Source organism: Stenotrophomonas sp. PAMC25021 (assembly GCF_004795795.1).
Lineage (GTDB): Bacteria > Pseudomonadota > Gammaproteobacteria > Xanthomonadales > Xanthomonadaceae > Stenotrophomonas > Stenotrophomonas muris.
Genome location: NZ_CP039255.1, coordinates 515,269 through 537,260, shown reverse-complemented (window position 1 = coordinate 537,260; position 21,992 = coordinate 515,269). Strand labels below are relative to the sequence as shown.

The 21,992-nt window shown below is 67.7% G+C and carries 16 protein-coding genes and 3 tRNA genes; 10 read left to right on the top strand and 9 right to left on the bottom strand.

All coding sequences use genetic code 11. The annotated features are described in order from the left end of the window. Window positions 1-195: 195 nt before the first annotated feature. Both parC and E5790_RS02625 read right to left on the bottom strand, forming a co-directional pair. Complete coding sequence (parC, locus tag E5790_RS02630) at window positions 196-2,439, bottom strand: DNA topoisomerase IV subunit A (RefSeq protein WP_049403834.1); 2,244 nt, start codon at window positions 2,437-2,439, stop codon at window positions 196-198. A gap of 60 nt (window positions 2,440-2,499) precedes the next feature. After that, a complete protein-coding gene (locus tag E5790_RS02625; protein WP_046429737.1) occupies window positions 2,500-3,381 on the bottom strand; it encodes a helix-turn-helix transcriptional regulator in 882 nt (293 codons plus the stop codon). A gap of 172 nt (window positions 3,382-3,553) precedes the next feature. On the opposite strand from E5790_RS02625, the gene emrR reads away from it, so the two are divergent. The 4 genes from emrR to emrB are packed head-to-tail and all read left to right on the top strand — an operon-like array spanning window position 3,554 to window position 8,274. Then, window positions 3,554-3,997 carry a multidrug efflux system transcriptional regulator EmrR gene (gene emrR / locus E5790_RS02620; RefSeq protein ID WP_014646521.1) on the top strand — a complete coding sequence of 148 codons (444 nt, stop codon included), beginning with the start codon at window positions 3,554-3,556 and terminating at the stop codon, window positions 3,995-3,997. Continuing rightward, window positions 3,994-5,487, top strand: coding sequence for a multidrug efflux transporter outer membrane subunit EmrC (gene emrC / locus E5790_RS02615; protein ID WP_111206657.1), 1,494 nt, complete (start codon window positions 3,994-3,996; stop codon window positions 5,485-5,487). Before emrR ends, emrC begins: the two co-directional genes overlap by 4 nt. Window positions 5,488-5,498: 11 nt before the next feature. Next, entirely contained in the window at window positions 5,499-6,680 is a 1,182-nt protein-coding gene (emrA, locus tag E5790_RS02610) for a multidrug efflux MFS transporter periplasmic adaptor subunit EmrA (protein WP_032956867.1), read from the top strand. A 7-nt stretch (window positions 6,681-6,687) separates the two neighbouring features. Further along, a complete protein-coding gene (emrB, locus tag E5790_RS02605) occupies window positions 6,688-8,274 on the top strand; it encodes a multidrug efflux MFS transporter permease subunit EmrB (protein ID WP_005408769.1) in 1,587 nt (528 codons plus the stop codon). Between the two features lie 153 nt (window positions 8,275-8,427). On the opposite strand, the gene E5790_RS02600 is transcribed toward emrB, so the two are convergent. Together E5790_RS02600 and E5790_RS02595 are read right to left on the bottom strand one after the other, a co-directional pair. Beyond that, window positions 8,428-8,512: transfer RNA gene (locus E5790_RS02600), tRNA-Leu, on the bottom strand. Window positions 8,513-8,562: 50 nt separating this feature from the next. Next, window positions 8,563-9,462 (bottom strand): LysR family transcriptional regulator, encoded by a 900-nt coding sequence (locus E5790_RS02595; RefSeq protein WP_111205930.1) that lies wholly within the window; start codon window positions 9,460-9,462, stop codon window positions 8,563-8,565. A gap of 98 nt (window positions 9,463-9,560) precedes the next feature. Between E5790_RS02595 and E5790_RS02590 the strand changes: the two genes are divergently transcribed. Next, window positions 9,561-10,307 carry a sulfite exporter TauE/SafE family protein gene (locus E5790_RS02590; RefSeq protein WP_111205931.1) on the top strand — a complete coding sequence of 249 codons (747 nt, stop codon included), beginning with the start codon at window positions 9,561-9,563 and terminating at the stop codon, window positions 10,305-10,307. A gap of 56 nt (window positions 10,308-10,363) precedes the next feature. On the opposite strand, the gene E5790_RS02585 is transcribed toward E5790_RS02590, so the two are convergent. After that, window positions 10,364-10,448, bottom strand: a tRNA-Leu gene (locus tag E5790_RS02585). Between the two features lie 208 nt (window positions 10,449-10,656). Continuing rightward, window positions 10,657-10,741, bottom strand: a tRNA-Leu gene (locus tag E5790_RS02580). Between the two features lie 128 nt (window positions 10,742-10,869). Between E5790_RS02580 and rnr the strand changes: the two genes are divergently transcribed. From rnr to rlmB, 3 genes are all read left to right on the top strand, one after another. Beyond that, complete coding sequence (rnr, locus tag E5790_RS02575; protein ID WP_049442198.1) at window positions 10,870-13,329, top strand: ribonuclease R; 2,460 nt, start codon at window positions 10,870-10,872, stop codon at window positions 13,327-13,329. A gap of 84 nt (window positions 13,330-13,413) precedes the next feature. Further along, window positions 13,414-13,896, top strand: coding sequence for a GFA family protein (locus E5790_RS02570; protein ID WP_014646528.1), 483 nt, complete (start codon window positions 13,414-13,416; stop codon window positions 13,894-13,896). Window positions 13,897-14,061: 165 nt separating this feature from the next. Then, on the top strand, window positions 14,062-14,805 hold the full coding sequence (rlmB, locus tag E5790_RS02565; protein ID WP_005408775.1) for a 23S rRNA (guanosine(2251)-2'-O)-methyltransferase RlmB: 744 nt from the start codon (window positions 14,062-14,064) through the stop codon (window positions 14,803-14,805). 104 nt (window positions 14,806-14,909) lie between these two features. On the opposite strand, the gene E5790_RS02560 is transcribed toward rlmB, so the two are convergent. The 3 genes from E5790_RS02560 to E5790_RS02550 are packed head-to-tail and all read right to left on the bottom strand — an operon-like array spanning window position 14,910 to window position 19,542. Further along, on the bottom strand, window positions 14,910-16,349 hold the full coding sequence (locus tag E5790_RS02560; RefSeq protein WP_046429746.1) for a TolC family protein: 1,440 nt from the start codon (window positions 16,347-16,349) through the stop codon (window positions 14,910-14,912). Further along, a complete protein-coding gene (locus E5790_RS02555) occupies window positions 16,346-18,304 on the bottom strand; it encodes a MacB family efflux pump subunit (RefSeq protein WP_111205932.1) in 1,959 nt (652 codons plus the stop codon). Before E5790_RS02555 ends, E5790_RS02560 begins: the two co-directional genes overlap by 4 nt. After that, a complete protein-coding gene (locus tag E5790_RS02550) occupies window positions 18,301-19,542 on the bottom strand; it encodes an efflux RND transporter periplasmic adaptor subunit (protein WP_111205933.1) in 1,242 nt (413 codons plus the stop codon). Before E5790_RS02550 ends, E5790_RS02555 begins: the two co-directional genes overlap by 4 nt. 204 nt (window positions 19,543-19,746) lie before the next feature. On the opposite strand from E5790_RS02550, the gene E5790_RS02545 reads away from it, so the two are divergent. Together E5790_RS02545 and E5790_RS02540 are read left to right on the top strand one after the other, a co-directional pair. Then, window positions 19,747-20,475, top strand: coding sequence for a response regulator (locus E5790_RS02545; RefSeq protein ID WP_041863210.1), 729 nt, complete (start codon window positions 19,747-19,749; stop codon window positions 20,473-20,475). Between the two features lie 6 nt (window positions 20,476-20,481). Next, the gene (locus E5790_RS02540) at window positions 20,482-21,891 is read left to right on the top strand and encodes an ATP-binding protein (protein ID WP_032956880.1); all 1,410 of its coding nucleotides are present in this window, start codon (window positions 20,482-20,484) and stop codon (window positions 21,889-21,891) included. Window positions 21,892-21,992 lie beyond the last annotated feature (101 nt).

Below are 21,992 nucleotides of genomic sequence, written 5' to 3'. Positions count from 1 at the left end.
GCCGACCAGCGGTCGGCTCCACCAGCAGCACAGCGTTCTGTCGCCCGCCAGCACCGGAGCACCGCCAGCCAGCCTTCGCCAGCCAGCTGCTCCACCGCCCGCCAGCCGACAACGAAAAAGCCGGGGAATGCCCCGGCTTTTTCGTGCCTGGGGTCAGAGCCCTTTCCCATGAAAAGGGATCCGACCCCGTACCTCTTATTCCACCGACAGCCCTTCCACCTTCTGCCAGCCGCGCGGCAGCAGGTGGCCGCGGGTGGCACGGGCGCCGAGGTAGGCGTCGAGCTCGTTGAACTTCAGGCCCATGGTGCGCTGGCCGCTGCGCACCTGCAGGGTCTGCCCCGGACTGATCGCCACGATGGCGACCACGCGTTCGGTGGCGAGCTTGGCCTTCGGGATCTCGATGATCTTGTTGCCCTTGCCCTTGTCCAGTTCCGGCAGGTCGTTGGCGGCGATCGCCAGCAGGTTGCCGGAGCTGGTCACCGCCACGATGCGGTCGGTGGCCACGTTGGCGACCATCGACGGGGTGAGCACCGACGAGCCGGACGACAGGTTCAGCATCGCCTTGCCGGCCTTGTTGCGGCCGATCAGGTTCTCGAAGCGGGTGACGAAGCCATAGCCATGACTGGAGGCCAGCACGAAGCGGGCATCCGGCTCGGCACTGGCCAAGGTCACGAAGCTGGTACCGGGAGCCGGCGAGAAGCGGCCGGTCAGCGGTTCGCCATTGCCACGCGCGGAGGGCAGGGTATGCACCGGCGTCGAGTAGGCGCGGCCTTCGCTGTCGAGGAACGCGACCTGCTGGGTGCTGCGCGCACGCACTGCGCCCTGCAGGGCGTCGCCGTCGCGGTAGGACAGGGCGGACGCATCGACGTCGTGGCCCTTGGCCGCTCGGATCCAGCCCTTCTCCGACAGCACCACGGTCATCGGCTCGCTCGGCACCAGCTCGGTCTCGTCGATGGCCTGCGCGGCCTGGCGCTGCACCAGCGGCGAGCGGCGTGCGTCGCCGAACTTCCTGGCGTCGGCGGTCAGTTCGTCGCGGATCAGCTTCTTCAGCTTGGCCTTGCTGTCGAGGATGCCGAGGATCTTCTCGCGCTCCTTGGCCAGCTCGTCCTGCTCGCCACGGATCTTCATCTCTTCCAGGCGGGCCAGCTGCTTCAGCTTGGTTTCCAGGATGTACTCGGCCTGTTCCTCGGACAGGCCGAAGCGCGCGATCAGCGCGGCCTTCGGTTCGTCCTCGGTACGGATGATGTGGATCACCTCGTCCAAGTTGAGGAAGGCGACCAGCAGGCCTTCCAGCAGGTGCAGGCGGCGCTCGACCTTCTGCAGGCGGTGCTGCAGGCGGCGGGTGACGGTGTTGCTGCGGAAGGTCAGCCATTCGCTGAGCAGCATCTTCAGGTTCTTCACCTGCGGACGGCCGTCCAGCCCGATCACGTTGAGGTTGACGCGGTAGCTGCGCTCCAGGTCCGTGGTCGCGAACAGGTGGCCCATCAGCTGGTCGGCGTCGACGCGGTTGGAACGTGGCACCAGCACCACGCGCACCGGGTTGGCGTGGTCGGATTCATCGCGGATGTCTTCCAGCCACGGCAGCTTCTTGGCGCGCATCTGCGCGGCGATCTGCTCGATCACCTTCGACGGCGACACCTGGAACGGCAGCGCCGTCACCACGATGTTGCTGGCCTCCTTGGTGAAGGTCGCACGTGCACGCACGCTGCCGTTGCCGGTCTCGTAGATGTTCCGCAGGTCGTTGGCCGAGGTGATGATCTCGGCGCTGGACGGATAGTCCGGGCCCTGCACGTGCTCGCACAGGTCGCGCACGCTGGCATCGGGGTTGTCCAGCAGGTGCAGCAGTGCGCTGACGATCTCGTTGAGATTGTGCGGCGGCACGTCGGTGGCCATGCCCACGGCGATGCCGGTGGTGCCGTTGAGCAGCAGGTGCGGCAGCCGTGCCGGCATCCAGGTCGGCTCCTGCAGGGTGCCGTCGAAGTTCGGTGCCCAGTCGGTGGTGCCCTGGCCCAGTTCGCCCAGCAGCACTTCGGCGATCGGGGTCAGCTTGGATTCGGTGTAACGCATCGCCGCGAACGACTTCGGGTCGTCGCTGGAGCCGAAGTTGCCCTGGCCCTCGATCAGCGGATAGCGGTACGAGAACGGCTGTGCCATCAGCACCAGGGCCTCGTAGCACGCGCTGTCGCCGTGCGGGTGGTACTTACCGATGACGTCACCGACGGTGCGCGCGGACTTCTTCGGTTTGGACGCGGCATTCAGGCCCAGCTCGCTCATCGAATAGATGATGCGGCGCTGCACCGGCTTCAGGCCGTCGCCGATGAACGGCAGGGCGCGGTCCAGGACCACATACATCGAGTAGTCGAGGTAGGCGCGTTCGGCGTACTCGCGCAGCGGCAGTTGTTCGAATCCGTGGAACACGGGGCGGGCAAGTTCGGTCATGCGGCGTTGTTACCTGTTGTCGGGAGGCGGCGACGGCGGTCGCCGCTCGCAATCCTGTGATTATCCGGATGCGGCGGGGGATGCCAAGCCGCGCGCAGGGTCCAGCCCGGTTTCCAGGCCGTGCCCGGCCCGTGCCAGGTAGCGACCGGGCGGCAGCCCGAAGTGGCGGCGGAACACGGTAACGAACGCGCTGGCGCTGCTGAAGCCCAGCGCGTGGGCGATGTCGGCCACGCTGCGGCCGTCGGTCAGCTGGCGCAGGGCCTCTGACAGGCGCGCCTGCTGCCGCCACTGGGCGAAGCTGAGCGTGGTCTCGTCGCGGAAGTGACGGGTCAGGCTGCGCGGTGACAGACCGGCCCAATGCGCCCATTCGGCCAGGCTGCGTTCGTCGGAGGGGTCGGCCAGCAACTGCGAGGCGATCTTCAGCAGGCGCCGGTCGTGCGGCATCGGCAGGTGCATGCGCTGGCGCGGCGCGGTGCGGATCTCGTCCAGCAGCACGTCGATGATGTGCTGGCGCTCGGGCGTGGTGTCATGGCCGAGCGGCCATTCGCAGATGCGGTCGGCCAGCGCCTGCGCCAGCTTGGACAGGCCCAGCACGCAGGGATCGGCGGGCAGGGTGGCGCAGGCCGGTGCAGCCAGTGCCATGCCCCAGCCGCGCAACGGGCCGTCGAGGGTGACGGTGTGCGGTTCCAGCGGCGGCATCCAGCCGGCCGAGCCCGGCGCCAGCGACCACGTGCCATGCGAGGTGCGGGTGGTCAGCAGGCCGCGTTCGACGCAGATCAACTGGGCACGCTGGTGGTGGTGCCAGTCGACCTCGCGGGCCAGGCCCTGCTGGCTGTCGAAGCGGAAGGCGATGACCGGCGGGCCGTCGTTGCGCTCGAACCAGTCCAGTGCCTCATCTCTGAGTAGGCGTTTGGGAACCTGAATTTCTGCCTTGTTCATCATGTCCGCTGGCTGAAATGTGACATCCATTGGCTGGATTGTACTACCGGGCCACCTGACCAGATCATTAAGGTAGGCGCCTTCACTGATCGAGCCCGCTGCTGCAACACAGCATTCGATGCCAGATCGAATATTTCCATTGAGAAATATTTTTTTTGGAAGAGAATGCTCCCCCATGATCTGTCCTGCAACCACTCCCCCCAGCTTCGGCCTGCTGCTGCGCCAGGTGCGCGACGGCCTGGTGCGCCAACTCGACGCGTCCATGGCGGAAGAAGATCTGGGAATCGGCTTCACCCATTACATCGGGTTGAAGGTGCTTTCCCACATGGCGCCCTGCACCGCCAACGAACTGGCCCAGGCCATCGACCAGGTGCCCAGCGCGGTCACCCGCCTGCTGGACAAGCTGGAGGCGCTGGGCTGCGTCCGCCGCGAGGCGCATGCGCAGGACCGGCGGGCACTGCAGATCGTGCTGACCGACGAAGGCCGTGCGTTGTGGGCGCGGCTGAAGCTGCGCGGCGACGCGGTGATGGATTACGCGCTGCGTGATCTTTCCGCCGACGAGCGCACGCTGCTGCTGTCCCTCCTTACCCGAATCCGCGATTCACTGACGACCCCATGAACCCGATCCCGCATTCCACTCTCCGCCGGTCCGGGCGCGCGCTGCTGGTGTCAGCGCTGGCGCTGGCCCTGGCCGCCTGCGCCAGCAGTCGTGGCCTCAACCCGCAGGGCCACGTGCTTGACGTGGACAGCCTGCACAGCGAACGCACCCTGGCTGACACCGACCTGAGCGCCGCCGGCTTCCCGGCGCAGGACTGGTGGAAGGCACTGGGCGATGCGCAGCTGGACGCACTGGTCGCCGAAGGCCTGGCCGGTCATCCGAGCCTGGACGCCGCCGACGCGCGCCTGCGCCAGGCCCAGGCCCAGGTCGGTACCGCGCGCGCCGACGAGCTGCCCAGCCTGTCGGTGTCCGGCGGCTACACCGGCCTGCGCCTGCCCGAGTCGATGGTCGGCAGCGAGATGGGCGGCCGCTATGGCGGCAGCAGCCAGGTCGCCTTCGATTTCAGCTACGGCGTGGACCTGTGGGGCGGCAAGCGCGCTGCCTGGGAAGCCGCCGTGGATGGCGCGCATGCCGCCACCGTTGAAGCCCAGGCCGCACGCCTGAACCTGTCCACCGGCATTGCCCAGGCCTATGCCGACCTGGCCTACGCGTGGCAGCTCAACGACGTGGCCGAGGAAGAACTGACCCGCTCGCAGAAATCGCTGCAGCTGACCCGCCAGCGCCGCAGCGCCGGCATCGACAGCGATCTGCAGGTGCGCCAGGCCGAGGCCCGCGTGCCGGCCGCGCAGCAGCAGGTGCTGGCCGCGCAGCAGCGCATCGACGCCGCCCGCACCGCGCTGGCTGCACTGGTCGGCAAGGGGCCGGACCGTGGCCTGTCGATCCAGCGCCCGCAGCCGTTGAACCCGATGGCACTGCAGCTGCCGGGCGTACTGCCCAGCGAACTGCTCGGCCGTCGCCCCGACATCGTGGCTGCGCGCTGGCGCGTGGAAGCGGCCGACAAGCAGATCAAGGTCGCCAAGACCAAGTTCTACCCGAGCTTCAACCTGACCGCGCTGGCCGGCGTGGCCGCCCCGAACGTGGGTGACCTGCTGAAGAGCAGCTCGACCTTCGCCTACATCGGCCCGGCGTTGAGCCTGCCGATCTTCGAAGGCGGCAAGCTGCGCGCCAACCTGGCCAACACCGACGCGCAGTACGACCTGGCGGTGGCCAACTACAACCAGGCCGTGCTCGATGCACTGCGCGACGTCGCCGACCAGGTCAACGCGGTGCGCTCGCTGGCGCAGCAGGCGCACGCGCAGCAGCAGGCAGTGGACACCGCACGCTCGGCCTTCGACCTGGCCCAGCAGCGCTACCGCGCCGGCATCGGCAGCTACCTGGACGTGCTGACCGCGCAGTCCACCCTGCTGCAGTCGCAGCAGCAGCTGGCCGGCCTGCAGTCGCAGCAGGTGCAGACCTCGGTGCGCCTGAGCAAGGCGCTGGGCGGTGGTTTCCAGCCCGCCGACACCGACCGCGCACCGATCGCCTCCCATTCCGATTCCTCGCATTCCTGAAGACGCCCGCCATGAGCCAGACCCAAGACACCGCGGCCCCGGCCGCCCCCAACCGCCGCGGCAACCTGCTGCGCGGCCTGTTCGTGATCGTCGTGCTGCTGCTTGCCGCCCTGGCGCTGTGGTACTTCATGTTCGGCCGTTGGTTCGAAGAGACCGACGATGCCTACGTGCAGGGCAACCAGGTGCAGATCACCCCGCTGGTGGCCGGTACCGTGGTCGCCATCAATGCCGATGACGGCATGCGCGTGGAGCGCGGCCAGCTGCTGGTGCAGCTGGACCCGTCCGACACTTCGGTGGCGCTGCAGCAGGCCGAAGCCAACCTGGCCAAGACCGTGCGCCAGACCCGTGGCCTGTACCGCAGCGTGGAAGGCGCGCAGGCGGACCTGAACGCCCGCCAGGTGACCCTGAAGCGCGTGCGCGAGGACTTCGCCCGCCGCAAGGATCTGGCCGCCACTGGCGCCATTTCCAACGAAGAACTGGCCCACGCCCGCGACGAGCTGGCTGCGGCCGAAGCGGCCGTTGCCGGTTCGCGCGAGACCGTCGAGCGCAACCGCGCGCTGGTCGACGACACCGTGATCGCCACCCAGCCGGACGTGCAGGCCGCCGCCGCGCAGCTGCGCCAGGCCTTCCTCAACAACGCCCGCGCCGGCATCGTCGCGCCGGTCACCGGCTACGTTGCCCGTCGTTCGGTGCAGGTGGGCCAGCGCGTGCAGCCGGGCAATGCACTGATGGCCGTGGTGCCGACCGAGCAGATGTGGGTCGAGGCCAACTTCAAGGAAACCCAGCTGCGCCATATGCGCCTGGGCCAGGAAGTGGAGCTGAAGTCGGACCTGTATGCCGGTGACGTGAAGTACAAGGGCCGCATCCAGAGCCTGGGCCTGGGTACCGGCTCGGCGTTCTCGCTGTTGCCGGCGCAGAACGCCAGCGGCAACTGGATCAAGATCGTGCAGCGCGTGCCGGTGCGCATCGCCATCGATGCCAAGCAGCTGGCCGAACACCCGCTGCGCATCGGCCTGTCGATGAAGGCCGAAGTGAGCCTGCGCGACCAGAAGGGTGAAGTACTGCCGAGCACCCCGGCCAAGGGCACCGTGTTCGACACCGACGTATATGCCAAGCAGCTGCATGATGCCGATGAGGTGATCCACACGATCATCCAGGGCAACCTGCCGCAGCAACAGGCAAAGGTGGGCTGAGGTCGCCATGTCCGCACAAGCTCCAGCCGCACCCGGCGCTCCGGGTGCACCGGCGGCGCCGGGTGCGGCCTCCGGGTTCCTGCCACCCAGCGTCGCCCTGTGCACCGTGGGCCTGGCGATGGCGTCGTTCATGCAGGTGCTCGACACCACCATCGCCAACGTTTCACTGCCGACCATCGCCGGTAATCTCGGCGCCAGCTCGCAGCAGGCGACCTGGGTCATCACTTCGTTCGCGGTCAGCACGGCCATCGCGCTGCCGCTGACCGGCTGGCTCAGCCGTCGCTTCGGCGAGCGCAAGCTGTTCGTCTGGGCCACGCTGGCCTTCGTCATCACCTCGCTGCTGTGCGGCCTGGCGCAGAGCATGGGCATGCTGGTGCTGTCGCGTGCGCTGCAGGGTTTCGTGGCCGGCCCGATGTACCCGATCACGCAGTCGCTGCTGGTCTCGATCTATCCGCGCGAGAAACGCGGACAGGCATTGGCGCTGCTGGCGATGATCACGGTGGTGGCGCCCATCTGCGGTCCGATCCTCGGTGGTTGGATCACCGACAACTACAGCTGGGAATGGATCTTCCTGATCAACGTGCCACTGGGCATCTTCGCCGCGCTGGTGGTGGGCAACCAGCTGAAGGGACGCCCGGAGCAGATCGAGAAGCCGAAGATGGACTACGTCGGCCTGGTCACCCTGGTGATCGGTGTCGGTGCCCTGCAGCTGGTGCTCGACCTGGGCAACGACGAGGACTGGTTCTCGTCGATGAAGATCGTGGTGCTGGCCTGCGTGGCGGTGGTGACGCTGACGGTGTTCCTGATCTGGGAGCTGACCGACAAGGATCCGATCGTCGACCTGAAGCTGTTCCGGCACCGCAACTTCCGCGCCGGCACGCTGGCGATGGTGGTGGCCTACGCGGCGTTCTTCAGCGTGGCGCTGCTGATCCCGCAGTGGCTGCAGCGTGACATGGGCTACACCGCGATCTGGGCAGGCCTGGCGACCGCGCCGATCGGCATCCTGCCGGTGATCATGACGCCATTCGTCGGCAAGTACGCATCGCGCTTCGACATGCGCATGCTGGCCACGGTGGCCTTCATCGTGCTGTCGATGACCAGCTTCCTGCGTTCGAACTTCAACCTGCAGGTGGACTACATGCACGTGGCCGGCGTGCAGCTGATCATGGGCATCGGCGTCGCGCTGTTCTTCATGCCGGTGCTGCAGATCCTGCTGTCGGACCTGGATGGGCGCGAGATCGCGGCGGGCTCCGGCCTGGCCACGTTCCTGCGTACGCTGGGTGGCAGCTTCGCGGCGTCACTGACGACGTGGCTGTGGGCGCGGCGTACCCAGGTGCACCATGCCGACCTGACCGAGCACATCTCGGCCTATCAGCCCGGCATGCAGGACCAGGTGACGGCGATGGGGCAGGGCGACCTGCAACACGGTGCAGCGGTACTGAACAACATGATCAACCACCAGGCATCGCAGATGGGCTTCAACGACATCTTCTTCCTGCTGGGCTGGATCTTCCTGGCGATCATCACGTTCCTGTGGCTGGCCAAGCCGCCGTTCGGCGCGGGTGCAGGTGCTGCCGCCGGTGGCGGGCACTGATCGTTCATTGCTGTTGAAACGCAGAAACCCCGCCGCAAGGCGGGGTTTTTCTTTTGGTGGATCCACGCCACGCATGGGTGGATCTCGGGGCGTGAATTCCCAGACCCCGGAAACGAAAAAACCCGCTTTCGCGGGTTTGATCATCTTGAGTCGTGGTGCCCAGGAGAGGACTCGAACCTCCACGGTTTTACCCGCTAGTACCTGAAACTAGTGCGTCTACCAATTCCGCCACCTGGGCGACTCAGGAGATGAATTATGGGGAGCGACAGAAGATGTGTCAACAACATTTCACACTTTTTTCTGGGGCTGCACGCCCAGGTGATGCAGCAGGCTGCGCATCGCCGGTGACAGTCGTGTCCACTCGGCAAAGCATGCGCACAGGCGTCGTTGCGCCCACGCATCGGCGAGCGGTACGGCGACGGTGTGCGTGCTGCGCCGATGCTGGCGCGCGATGGTCCGCGGCGCGATGCCGACGCCGATGCCGTGGCCGACCATGATGCACACGCCTTCGAAGGTCTTCATGCGGATGCGTACATCCAGGCGGCGCCCGATGTCGCGCGCCTGGGCCTCGATGTAGGTCTGCAGTGCATTGCCGTCGGCCAGGGCAACGAAGGTCTCTCCGGCAGCCTCGGCAAAAGCCAGGCTGCGCCGAGTCGCGAAGCGGTGGTCGGCCGGCAGCAGCATCACCAGGGGATCTTCGGCGACCACATGCTGCTGCAGGCCGGCAGCGTCGACCGCATCGCTGATGATGCCGGCTTCGGCCTGGCCGGCACTGATCGCGCGTACGACTTCGGGGCTGGTGCGCTCCAGCAGTTCGACATGCAGGCGTGGGCGTTCGGCCAGCCACGGCGCGAGCCGCGAGGGCAGGTAGTTGGTCAGCGCGGCGGTGTTGGCATACAGGTGCAGGGTGCCGCGCGCACCCTGCGCGAACGCCTGTAGTTCGCCACGCAGCTGTGCCTGCTGCTGCAGGATCAGGCGTGCGTGGTGGGCGAGGGCGGCGCCGGCCTCGGTCAGGCTGACGCCGCGTGGGTGCCGGTGCAACAGCGCGGTGCCGGCATCGGCTTCGATCGTGCGCAGGCGCTCGCTGGCTGAACCCAATGCCAGGTTTGCCTGTGCCGCGCCGGCGGTGATGCTGCCGGCTTCGGCGATTGCCAGGAACAGGCGCAGGTCGGCGATGTCCATCCGCATGTCGTGCCTCATTGCTGATCCGGCGCCTTCGGGTCAGCCGAAGGCTGGGCCGGGAAGACCGCATTGTGCGCCTGGCGAGGGCCCGGTCCAATGAAGCCATGCATGAATCGACATACTTCTATTTGCTGCTGGTGGCGGTGTTCGTGCTGGCCGGCGTGGTCAAGGGCGTGACAGGGATGGGGTTGCCGACGGTGGCGATGGGCCTGCTGGGCAGCACCCTGTCACCGGTGGCGGCGGCGTCGATGCTGTTCATTCCAACCTTCGTCACCAATGCGTGGCAACTGCTGTCCGGGCCGTCGCTGGGCCACATCGTGCGGCGTTTGTGGCCGATGATGCTTGCCGTGGTGGTGGTGACGCTGGGTTCGGCCGCACTGCTGGTGCGGGTCGATCGCACCTGGTCGCGCGTTGCGCTGGGCGTGGCATTGGTGGTCTATGCCGCCTATGCGTTGCTCGCGCCGGTGTTCCGCGTGCCGCAGCGGCGCGAGCGCTGGCTGGGGCCGCTGGTGGGTGCGCTGTCCGGCGTGGTGACGGGGGCGACGGGTGTGTTCGTGATGCCGGCGGTGCCGTACCTGCAGTCGCTGGGATTGCAGCGCGAGGAGCTGGTGCAGGCGCTCGGGCTGGCGTTCACCGTGTCGACGATTTCGCTGACCACCGGTCTGGTGCTGCACGGTGCGTTCGGCATCCAGCAGCTGGGGCTGAGTGCGCTGGCGGTGCTGCCGGCGCTGCTGGGCATGTGGCTGGGCCAGGTGATCCGGCAGCGCATCAGTGCCCGCGTGTTCCGCGCCTGCTTCCTGGGGTTCCTGCTGCTGCTCGGGCTGGAACTGGTGCTGCGGCCGTTGTTCTGATGCCGGATCCGGGGCATGAAAAAACCCGCTTTCGCGGGTTTTTCTCATTCTCGACGTGGTGCCCAGGAGAGGACTCGAACCTCCACGGTTTTACCCGCTAGTACCTGAAACTAGTGCGTCTACCAATTCCGCCACCTGGGCGTCGAGGAGCGAGATTATGGGGTGCCGTGACGGGGGTGTCAACACTTTTTGCTGATCCCGGGTCGGTTGCCGTTGCGCATGCGAAACGGGCTCTGCCCCCCCATCTCACTCGCTTGGGGCCAGAGCCCTTTCCTCTGGAAAGGAATCCGACCCCGGCTGCCGGATCACAGGCAAAAAAAATCCCCGCCGAAGCGAGGAGTTTTTTCGTTGGTGCCCAGGAGAGGACTCGAACCTCCACGGTTTTACCCGCTAGTACCTGAAACTAGTGCGTCTACCAATTCCGCCACCTGGGCGTTCCAGAGGCGCAATTGTGAAGATGAATCCGCAGGCTGTCAACGACTTCCTGAATATTTTTGACGCGATCGCTTGAAGGCGACCGCTGACCCGTTCTGCACGCCGCCAGCGGCTACCATGTAGGGCGATGACTACCAAAAAACCAAGCAAGGGCGGGAGCAAGTCCCGCAGCCAGGCCCCGAACAAGGGCGCCAAGGCGGGTGCAGCCCGCACCACCAAGCCGGGCAAGCCGCTGCCGGGCTGGTTCCCCGAATTGAATGAAGGCGGTGCACCGCCACGCGGCCGCAAGGTCCGCAGTACCGATGCACCGGGCCCGGCCCCGGGCCGCAAGCTGCCGCCGGCCGGCAAGGTGATCGACGATCCCTATGCCGCCCGCGAAGCGGAGAAGTACGAACAGCCCATCGCCAGCCGCGAGGCCATCCTGGCCCTGCTGGAGCGCTGCGAAGGGCCGCAGACCGCCGAGGAACTGGGCGCGCGCCTGGGCCTGACCGCTCCGGACCGGGCCGAAGCGCTGTCGCGCCGGCTCGGTGCGATGGTCCGCGACGGCCAGCTGGTGCAGAACCGTCGCGGCGGTTTCGCCCCGATCCAGACCCTGAACCTGGTCACCGGTGTGGTGATCGCCAACCCGGAAGGGTTCGGCTTCCTGCGCCCGGTCGAGGGCGGCGACGACCTGTTCCTGCCGCCTTATGAAATGCGCAAGGTCATGCACGGCGACAAGGTGCTGGCCCGCGTGACCGGCATCGATCACCGTGGCCGTCGCGAAGGCAGCATCGCCCGCGTGCTGGAGCGCGGCATGACCCGCCTGATCGGCCGCTTCAGCATCGAGATGGGCATCAACTACGTGGTGCCCGACGACAAGCGCGTGCAGCGCAACGTGCAGGTGCCGCCGGACCAGACCGGTGGTGCGCGCGACGGCCAGCTGGTGGTCTGTGAACTGACCCAGGCGCCGGACAGCCGCCGCCCGCCGATCGGCCGCATCATCGCGGTGCTCGGCGACAAGCTGACCGCGTCGCTGGTGGTGGAGACCGCCATCCATGGCCACGAGCTGCCGTTCGAGTTCCCGCAGGAGGTGCTGGACGAAGCGGCCTCGGTGCCGCTGGTGGTCGAGCCGGCGATGATTGGCGACCGTGTCGACCTGCGCAGCACGCCGCTGGTCACCATCGATGGCGAGGATGCCAAGGACTTCGACGACGCGGTGTACTGCGAGCCGAATGCCGAGGGTTTCCGCCTGGTGGTGGCGATTGCCGACGTCTCGAATTACGTTCGCCCTGGTACGCCGCTGGATGAAGAGGCGCAGAAGCGTGCGACGTCGGTGTACTTCCCGGGCTTCGTGGTGCCGATGCTGCCGGAGACACTGTCCAACGGCATCTGCTCGCTGATGCCGAAGGTCGACCGCATGTGCTTTGTCTGCGACATGCAGATCGACCGCGATGGCCTGGTCACGCATTCGCGCTTCTACGAGGCGGTGATGAACTCGCATGCGCGCCTGACCTACACCCAGGTGTGGAAGGCGGTGGGCGAGGACGATGCCGATACCAAGGCCTGGATGGGCGACCTGCTGCCGCAGGTGCAGCGCCTGCACCAGCTGTACAAGGTGCTGTCCAAGGCACGCGCCAAGCGCGGTGCCATCGAATTCGAAAGCAGTGAAGTGCGCTTCGTGCTGGACAACCGTGGTGAAGTGACCCAGGCCGGCATGCTGGTGCGCAACGACGCGCACAAGCTGATCGAGGAGTGCATGATCGCGGCCAACGTCGAGGCCGCCAGGTACCTGCTGTCGCGCCATGTGCCGGCGCCGTACCGCATCCACGAGAAGCCGCCGGAAACCAAGTACGCCGACCTGCTGGAATTCCTCAAGGAGTTCAAGCTGAGCCTGCCGCCGTGGTCGAAGGTGCGCCCGGGCGATTACACCAAGCTGCTGAAGAAGATCCGCGACCGCCCCGATGCCACGCTGCTGGAATCGGTGTTGCTGCGCAGCCAGAGCCTGGCGATCTACAGCCCGGAGAATCACGGCCACTTCGGCCTGGCGCTGGAGGCGTACGCGCACTTCACCTCGCCGATCCGCCGTTACCCCGACCTGCTGGTGCACCGTGCGATCAAGCATGCGTTGTCCGGCAAGCCGCTGGACAAGTTCACCTACAACGCGCGCGAAATGGCGGCCCTGGCGCTGCAGTGTTCCGAGCGCGAGCGCCGTGCCGACGAAGCCGAGCGCGAGGTCGACGAGCGTTACCGCGCGGCGTGGATGGAAAAGCACGTGGGCGGCCAGTTCGACGGCGTGATCAGCGGCGTGACCAGCTTCGGCCTGTTCGTGGAACTGGACGAGTCCAAGGTGCAGGGCCTGGTGCATGTGACCCAGCTGCCGCAGGACTATTACAAGTTCGACGCCACCCGCAAAACGCTGACCGGCGAACGCCGCGGCAGCAGCTACCGGCTGGGTGACCGCGTGCGGATCCTGGTGCTGAAGGCCAGCATGGAAGAGCGCAAGATCGACTTCCGCCTGGTCGAGCACAAGGGCGAGGACGAGGGCGATGGCCTGCCGCCGCCGCCCGAGCGGGGCAAGCCGGCCAAGCGCACCAAGAAGAAGTATTGAAAGGTGTGCCGACCAACGGTCGGCACCTACCGCAACTGGTAGGTGCCAACCTTGGTTGGCACGACGTTCCGGAGGAACCCCAGCATGCAAGGCCAACCCGAATACAGTGGCGGCTGCCAGTGCGGCGCGGTCCGCTTCCAGGCGCGTGGCGAGCTCACCGACAGCTCGATCTGCCATTGCCGGATGTGCCAGAAGGCGTTCGGTGCCTATTACGCGCCGCTGGTATCCGTGCGCGGCGTGCAGTTCAGCTGGACCCGCGGCCAGCCGCGCTATTTCCAGTCGTCCAACGTGGTGCGGCGTGGTTTCTGCGCCGACTGCGGTACACCCCTGACCTATGAAGCCCCGGATGGCGTGGCCGTGGCTGCCGGCGCCTTCGATGAGCCGGAACGCCTGCCACCGACGATCCAGTACGGGGTGGAGCGCAAGCTGCCGTTCGTCGACAGCCTGTCCGGCCTGCCGGCGCGGCGCACCGAGGACGACGTCGCCGCGCTGGAGTTCCTGGCCACCATCGTCTCCCACCAGCACCCCGACCACGACACCCCGCACTGGCCGCCGCGCAGTCGGTAACGCCTCTCTAGCGCCGAGCCCACGCTCGGCTGCTCCGGGTTCAGGCTTCATCGGCCCCCCGCCAGCCAGCCGAGCATGGGCTCGGCGCTACAGAGGGGCGGCCGGTCGCAGCGCCCGGCCTGCCGATGCTCTACCATAGCCACCCCCTTTCCGGTCCCCGCCCGCATGAGCAAGAACAGCCAGTGGATTGTCGGCGTCAACGCCGTCGCCTCCTCCATCGAGAACGACGCCGAGAACGTCCGCGAAGTGCTGGTCGAGGCCGGTGCGAAGAACCCGCGCCTGACCGAGATCGAAGAGAACGCCCGCCGCAAGGGCATCGATGTGCGCAAGGTGAACAGCCAGGCGCTGGACGGTGTTGGCGGTTCGGTGCGCCACCAGGGCGTGGCCGCGCGCTACGCCGCCGCCCGTACCTACAGCGAGAACGAGCTGGAAGGGCTGGTCACCGCGGCCGAGGGCAAGGCCCTGCTGCTGGTGCTCGACGAGGTGCAGGACCCGCACAACCTCGGCGCCTGCCTGCGCTCGGCCGCTGCCGCCGGGGCGACCGCGGTGATCATCCCGAAGGACAAGTCGGCCACGGTCAATGCCACTGTGCGCAAGACTTCGGCCGGTGCCGCCGACCTGATCCCGGTGGTGGCGGTGACCAACCTCTCGCGCTGCCTGAAGGACCTGCAGAAGCAGGGCGTGTGGATCTACGGCCTGGCCGGTGAAGCCACGGCCTCGCTGTACCAGCTGGACCTGAAGGGCAACATCGCGCTGGTGCTGGGCGGCGAAGCCGATGGCCTGCGCCGCCTGACCCGCGAGAACTGCGATGGCCTGGTCAAGATCCCGATGCCGGGCGAGATCGAGAGCCTGAACGTGTCCGTCGCCGCCGGCGTCAGCCTGTTCGAGGCCGTGCGCCAGCGCGGTTGATCGGCCAGCGCGATGTGATCGGGGTCAGATCCCTTTTCCAATGGGAAAAGGGATCTGACCCCGTTTCATGGGAAAAGGGATCTGACCCCGTTTCATGTCCCGCCTCACCCCGCGCTGCCGCCCAACGCCTTGAACAGCGTCACGTCGTTATTGAGCTGGCCCTGGCGCGCGCGTGCCAGCGACAGTTCGGCATCACGCCGGGTCTGCTGCGCTTCCAGCCAGGTGCGCAGATCGGTGGCACCCACGCGGTAACGCACTTCCTGCGCGCGTTCCACTTCCACCGCTTCGTCGTATGAAGCCTGCGAGGCCGCCACCTGGCGCGCCAGCTGCTCGCGCGCCGACAGTGCGTTGTCCACTTCCGAGAGCGCGGTATACAGCGTCTTGCGGAAGTTGCTGGCGGCGATCTGGTAGGCGGTGCCGGCGATATCGGTATCCAGCTGCGCACGCTGCAGGTTGAGGAACGGCAGCGACAGGCCGGCGCCCAGCGTGGCCACCGGGTTGCGCAGTACGTCGCCCAGCGAGGTCGCGCTGGAACCGAGGCTGCCGGTCAGGCTCAGCGCAGGGTAGTACTGGGTGGCGGTGACCTTGATGGTCTTCAGGCTGTTGCGCAGGCGAAGTTCGGCCGCGCGCAGATCGGGGCGGCGGCCGAGCAGATCGGTCGGCAGGCCTTCGCTGATGGCTGGGCTGCGTGCGCCCAGCAGGTCCTGTGGCTCGTCCTGCTGGGGCCAGGGCGTGCCGTCCAGCAGCACGGTCAGCGCGTTGCGCACCTCCACCCGCTGCTGTTCCAGCGCGCTCTGCGAGGACCGCTGCGACTGCAGGTTCTGCAGTGCCTGGCGCACTTCCAGGCGCGATACCGCACCGGCGTCGAAGCGGGCCTGCACCAGTTCGCGGGTGCGTTCCAGGCGCTCCAGGTTGGCCTGGCCGGTGGCGATCGACTGGTTGAGGTAGGCCAGGTTCCAGTACTGGGTGATGGTGTCGCTGATCACCAGCAGCGCGGTGTTCTGCCGGTCTTCCTCGCTGGCCTCGGCTTCCCAGCGGGCGATGTCGCGCTGGGTGCGCAGGCGGCCCCACAGGTCCACTTCCCAACCCAGCGAGACGCCGGTGGAATAGCTGCGGCGCCAATCATCAGACTGGTCGGTGGCGCGGCTGGCGCTGCCGCTCACGCCGGATGATGAGGGCTGCGGCCACAGTGCGTTGCTGGCCAGGCCGGCCTGCAGGCGCGAACGCTGCACGGCCAGGCCGGCGGCGGCCAGATCGCTGTTGGCGGCCAGCGCCTGCGCCACCAGACGGTCCAGGCGTTCATCGCCGAAGCCGGTCCACCAGGTGTCCTGGCGGATGTCGCGGCCCGGTGTATCCAGGCTGCTGCGCGGGTCATCGGCTGGCGCGTTGAGGGTGGCATCGCCACGTCCATACTGCGCCGCCACGGCCGGGTCGTGCACCGGGTAGCGGCCGACCGACGCGCAGCCGGACAGGGCGAGTAGAACGGCACCGGCCAGCAGCAGGTGCCGGGGAGCGGGGAAGGGCAGTCGGGTCATCATCTTCATTCGCGGGCCAGGGCCTCCACCGGGTCGAGCTGCGCGGCGTTGCGCGCTGGCAGGAAGCCGAACGCAACGCCGATCAGGGTCGAGCAGGCAAACGCGGCGACGATCGAGGCGGTGGAGAACAGCACCTGGAAGTCGCTGGCGAAGCGGCCGATCATCGAGCCCAGCAGCAGGGCCAGGCCGATACCGAGCACGCCGCCGAGCAGGCAGACCAGCACCGCTTCGATCAGGAACTGCTGGCGGATATCACTCTGCCGTGCACCGACGGCCATGCGCACCCCGATCTCGCGGGTGCGCTCGGTCACCGATACCAGCATGATGTTCATCACGCCGATGCCACCGACCAGCAACGCGATGGCGGCGATGGCACCGATCAGCAGGGTCATCGTGCGCGTGGTCTGCTCGATGGTCTCGCGGATCTCGGCGCTGTTGCTGAGGAAGAAATCCTCGGTGCCATGACGCAGGGTCAGCAGGCGGGTGATCGCTTCCTGCGCGGCGTCCATCGGCGTGTCATCGTCCACGCGCACGGTGATGCTGGACACGTGGCTCTGGCCGAGCATGCGCGACATCACCGTGGTGTACGGCACCCACACGCTGAGGCTGGTGCTGCCGCCGAAGCCGAAACTCTGCCGCTTGGCCACGCCGACCACGCGCGCCGGCACGTTGCCGAGCAGGATCACCTGGCCGACCGGGTCGACATCGGGAAAGAACTGGGCCTGGGTGTTCTCGTCGATCACCGCCACCTGGCCCAGGCCCTTGACCGCATCGGCATCGAAGAAGCTGCCGCTGAGCAGGGTCACGCCCTTGACCCGGAAGAACTGCTCGCCAACGCCGCTGACCTGGGCGGTGGACGACTGGTTGCGGTAACGCGCGGTGACCGAAGTCGATACGCTGGGGGTGGCGCTGTCCACGTAGCTCTGCCTTGCCAGTGCATCGGCATCGCTGGCCTTGAGCGTCTGTACGCGCGCCGAGCGCATGTCGCCGAAACCGCGGCCGGGATAGACGTCGATAGTATTGGTGCCGAGCGCGCTGATGTTCTGCAGGATCTGCTGCTGGGAGCCATTGCCCAGCGCCACCACCGAGACCACCGAGGCGATGCCGATGATGATGCCGAGCATGGTCAGGAAGGTTCGCAGCCGATGTGCGTTCATCGCCAGCAGCGCCATGCGGAACGCTTCGGTGAAGCGGTCGCGCGCGGCCCGCCAGCTGTTGCCGCGGGCGACGCCGGTACTGGCCTCGCGCTGCGCACGGTAGGTCGGCGCATTCGGGTTGGCGCGGTCGGCGATGATCTCGCCATCGCGGATTTCGATGATGCGCTGCGCGTGCTCGGCCACGCTCATGTCGTGGGTGACGATGATGATGGTGTGGCCTTCGGCATGCAGTTCGCCGAGGATCGCCATCACTTCCTCGCCGGATTTCGTGTCCAGCGCGCCGGTCGGTTCGTCGGCCAGGATCACCTCGCCGCCGTTCATCAGGGCGCGTGCGATCGACACGCGCTGCTGCTGGCCACCGGACAGCTGGCCCGGCTTGTGATGCATGCGGTCGCTCAGGCCCAGCCGCTGCAGCAGTTGCTCGGCACGCGCGTTGCGCACCGGGCCGGGGCTGCCGGCGTACACCGCCGGCACTTCCACGTTGCCGCGCGCATCCAGGTCGCCGAGCAGGTGGTAGCGCTGGAAGATGAAACCGAAATGCTCGCGGCGCAGTTCGGCCAGTTCGTCCGGTTGCATCTTCCCGGTTTCGCGGCCGGCCACCTGGTAGCTGCCACGGGTGGGACGATCGAGGCAGCCGAGGATGTTCATCAGCGTCGACTTGCCCGAGCCGGACTGGCCGACGATGGCCACCATCTCACCGGCGTGGATGTCGAGATTGACGTCGCGCAGCACGGCGATCACATCATCGCCGGCCGGGAATTCACGTCGCAGGTCGCGCAGGCGCAGCAGCGGCGCCGTCGTGCTCATCGGCGCCCCATGCCCGGGCCGCCAACCCGCATCTGCATGCCGCCGCGGTTGCCGCCGCCGGCGCTGGCACCGGCCGCACCCGCTTCGCCGACCACCACGCGCTCGCCTTCCCTCAGCCCGGACAGGATCTCGGCCGAGGCGCCATTGTTGATGCCCACCGTGACCTTGCGCGGCTGCGGCTGGCCCTTGTCGTCCAGCACCCGCACCATGCGCTCATCGCCACCGCGCTTCGGTCCCAGTGCCACCGCCGGCACCATCAGCACGCCCTTGGCCTGCTTGAGCAGTACCGAGACCTGCGCGGTCATGTCGATGCGCAGCGTGCCATCCGGGTTCTCCACGTCGAACAGCGCGTTGTAGTAGACCGCGCTGCTGGAACTGGAACTGGAGGAGCTGCTGGAGCTGGATGAATTCTCGTTGGCGATCGAGGCTGGCGCCGGATTGATCTGGCGCAGCGTGGCGTGGTACTTGCGGTCCGGGTCGCCGAGCGTGGTGAAGTACACCGGCATGCCGGCCTTGATCTTGACCACGTCGGCCTCGGAGATCTCCGCATTGACGGTGACCACGTCCAGCCGCGCCAGCATGACGATGGTCGGCGCGGTCTGGTTGGCGTTCACCGTGCGGCCTTCCTCGGCCACCACCGCCACCACGGTGCCGTCCATCGGCGCGGTGATGCGGGTGTAGGCCAGGTTGGCGCGGGCGGTGCCCAGCTCGGTTTCGCGACCCTTGATCTGCGCCTCGTAGGACTGCAGCTGGGCACGGGCGGTCTTCAGCTGCGCCTCGGCGGCATCGTATTCCTGGCGCGAGGTGGCCTCGGCGGCCAGCATCTGCTGCTGGCGCGCGAATTCCAGTTCGGCCTGGCGCAGGGTGGCCTGCTGGACGGCGCGCTGGGCGGTGACCTGGTCCAGCGAGGCCTGCGCGTTGAGCACCTGGTTCTGCTGGGTGGTGGCGTCGATCTCGGCAATCAGGTCGCCTTCCTTCACGGTGTCGCCCAGCTGCACCTTCAGCGACTTGATCTGGCCCGAGGCCTGCGCACCGACGCTGACCAGCTTGTAGGCATCGATCACGCCGGTGGCGTCCACCGTCTGCTCGATGTCACCGCGGCTGACCGGCGAGGTGGCCACCGCCGGCGCGGCGGGCTTGCGCAGCAGCCACCAGGCGGTCGCGGCGACGATCAGGGCAAGCAGGGCGATCAGTATCAGGCGACTCCGGCGGGTCGCGGGCAGCAGGCGGAACGTCACGTCGTGGCTTCACTCTCGGGGCCGCGCGTGCGGCGTTGGCGGGCATTGTGAAGACCGGGCGATGGACGGCTCAATCCTCGGGGTATGTCTGTATGTAACACTGTCGGTGAATACGCGTAACCACAGGTATCCCGCCCGTGGGTAGATACACTGGTACGCATTGCCCCGGATGCGGTTCAGCTGCCGACACGGGATGATCGCGACATGGAGACTGAAAACCCGATGCATCGACTGCTGATCGTCGACGACGACAACGACATCCGCACGCTGCTGGCCGAGCAGCTCGGCCGCGCCGGTTACCTGGTGAGCACGGCGGCCGATGGCACCGCCATGCGCCAGCTGCTGGACCGCGAGCACGTGGACCTGATCGTGCTCGACCTCAACCTGCCGCGCGAGGATGGCCTGACCCTGTGCCGCGACCTGCGTGCGCGTTCCAACACGCCGGTGATCATGCTGACCGCGCGCGCCGAGCCGATCGACCGCGTGCTGGGCCTGGAAATGGGCGCCGACGACTACCTGGCCAAGCCGTTCGAGCCCCGCGAGCTGCTGGCGCGCATCCGCAACGTGCTGCGCCGGACCGAGGCGCTGCCGGCCAACCTGGAGCCGCTGGCGGTGCGCCGTGCGCGCTTCTCGCGCTGGGTGTTCGACCTGGAGCATCGCCACCTGGTCGATCCGGATGACCGCGTGGTGGTGCTGTCCGGCGCCGAGTTCCGCCTGCTGCGGGTGTTCATCGCGCACGCCAACAAGGTGCTGTCGCGCGAGCAGCTGGTCGCGCTCAGCAGTGGCCGCAACTACGAGGCACAGGACCGCGCGATCGACCTGCAGGTCAGCCGCCTGCGCAACAAGCTGGGCGACGACGGTGGCCCGGACGGACTGATCAAGACCGTGCGCAACGAGGGCTACGTGCTGGCCTCCGCGGTCAACCTGGAATAAGCCGCGATGAAGCGCCTGCGCCATTTCCTGTCCTCGATGGTCGGGCGGTTGTTCGTGATCCTGCTGCTGGGCATGGCGGTGGCTGCGATCGGCGCGACCATGCTGGCCACTTCCAAGCGCCAGCAGGAGTTCGAGCGGCAGAACCTGAACCGCATCGCCGACCGCCTGCAGGGCTACGTCAACCTGCTGGACGGCAATCCGGAGCTGCGCGAGCGCCTGCTGGCGATCGGCGGGCCGAGCGTGCGCGCGCTGCAGCCCGGAGCCCGCCTCGGGCGTGCCGACACGGCGCTGATGGAAGTGCTGGAAGACCGCCCCGGACCGGTGTCGCGCGCGCATGTGCACTTCGCTTCGTTCCGCTCCTGCATTCCCAAGCTGCAGGACCTGCTGCCGCCGCCACCGCCGGGTCACCGGCGGCCGCCGCGCGAACGCGACCCGGCGTTCATCCCGCCCAAGTGCCGCGCGGTGGACGTGACCCTCAACGACGGCACGCTGCTGAAACTGGCGCTGGACTCGCCGGCGGTGGCGCACAACGGCATCCTCGCCGTGGACCCGTGGTTCCTGACCCTGCTGGTGCTGGCGATTGCCGTGCTGGCCTATATCGTTGCGCGCATGGCCAGTGCGCCACTGCAGGAACTGGCCGCCGCTGCCGAGGATCTCGGCGACGATCTGCAGCGCGACCCGTTGCCATTGCGCGGGCCGCGTGAAGTGCAGCGCGCCGCCGAAGCCTTCAACGCCATGCAGCACCGCCTGCAGCGGCACCTGGCCGAACGCACGCAGATGCTGGCGGCGATCACCCATGACCTGCAGACGCCGCTGACCCGGTTGCGCCTGCGCCTGGAGAATGTCAGCGACGAAGCCCTGCGCGAGCGCCTGATCGGTGACCTGGCGGCGATGCAGGCGCTGGTGCGCGAGGGCCTGGAACTGGCCCGCAGTGCCGAGAGTGCCGAGCAGCGCGCCGCACTCGACCTGGATTCACTGCTGGAGAGCATCGTCGAGGACACCGCCGAAGGCGGCGCCGACGTGGTCTTCGAGGGGGGCAGTGGTTCGGTGCTGATGCTGCGTCCGCTGGCCATGCACCGCCTGTTCTCCAACCTGGTGGACAACGCGGTGATGTACGCGCAACGGGCGCGGGTACGGGTCGAGCGCAGCGGCGGTGCGATCACCGTAGTGGTGGCCGATGACGGCCCCGGCCTGGCCGAAGAGCAGCTGGAGGCGGTGTTCGATCCGTTCGTGCGGGTGGAAACCTCGCGTTCGCGCCAGACCGGCGGGGCCGGCCTGGGCCTGACCATCGCCCGCGCCCTGGCCGAGAAGGACGGCGCGCGGCTGTGGCTGCGCAACCGGGCCGAAGGTGGCCTGGAGGCGGTGGTGCAGTGGCCGGCCAGTGCCCAGGTGGTGGCGCCCGGCCGCGCCGGCTGAGCCGGCGGGCCGCGGACGGTGACGCCGGGGCCGGGGTTTGGCCTATCATCTGCCCATCTCCCCAGTCTCCCCTCGATGAGCCAGCCCGTTCCCGCCGGCAT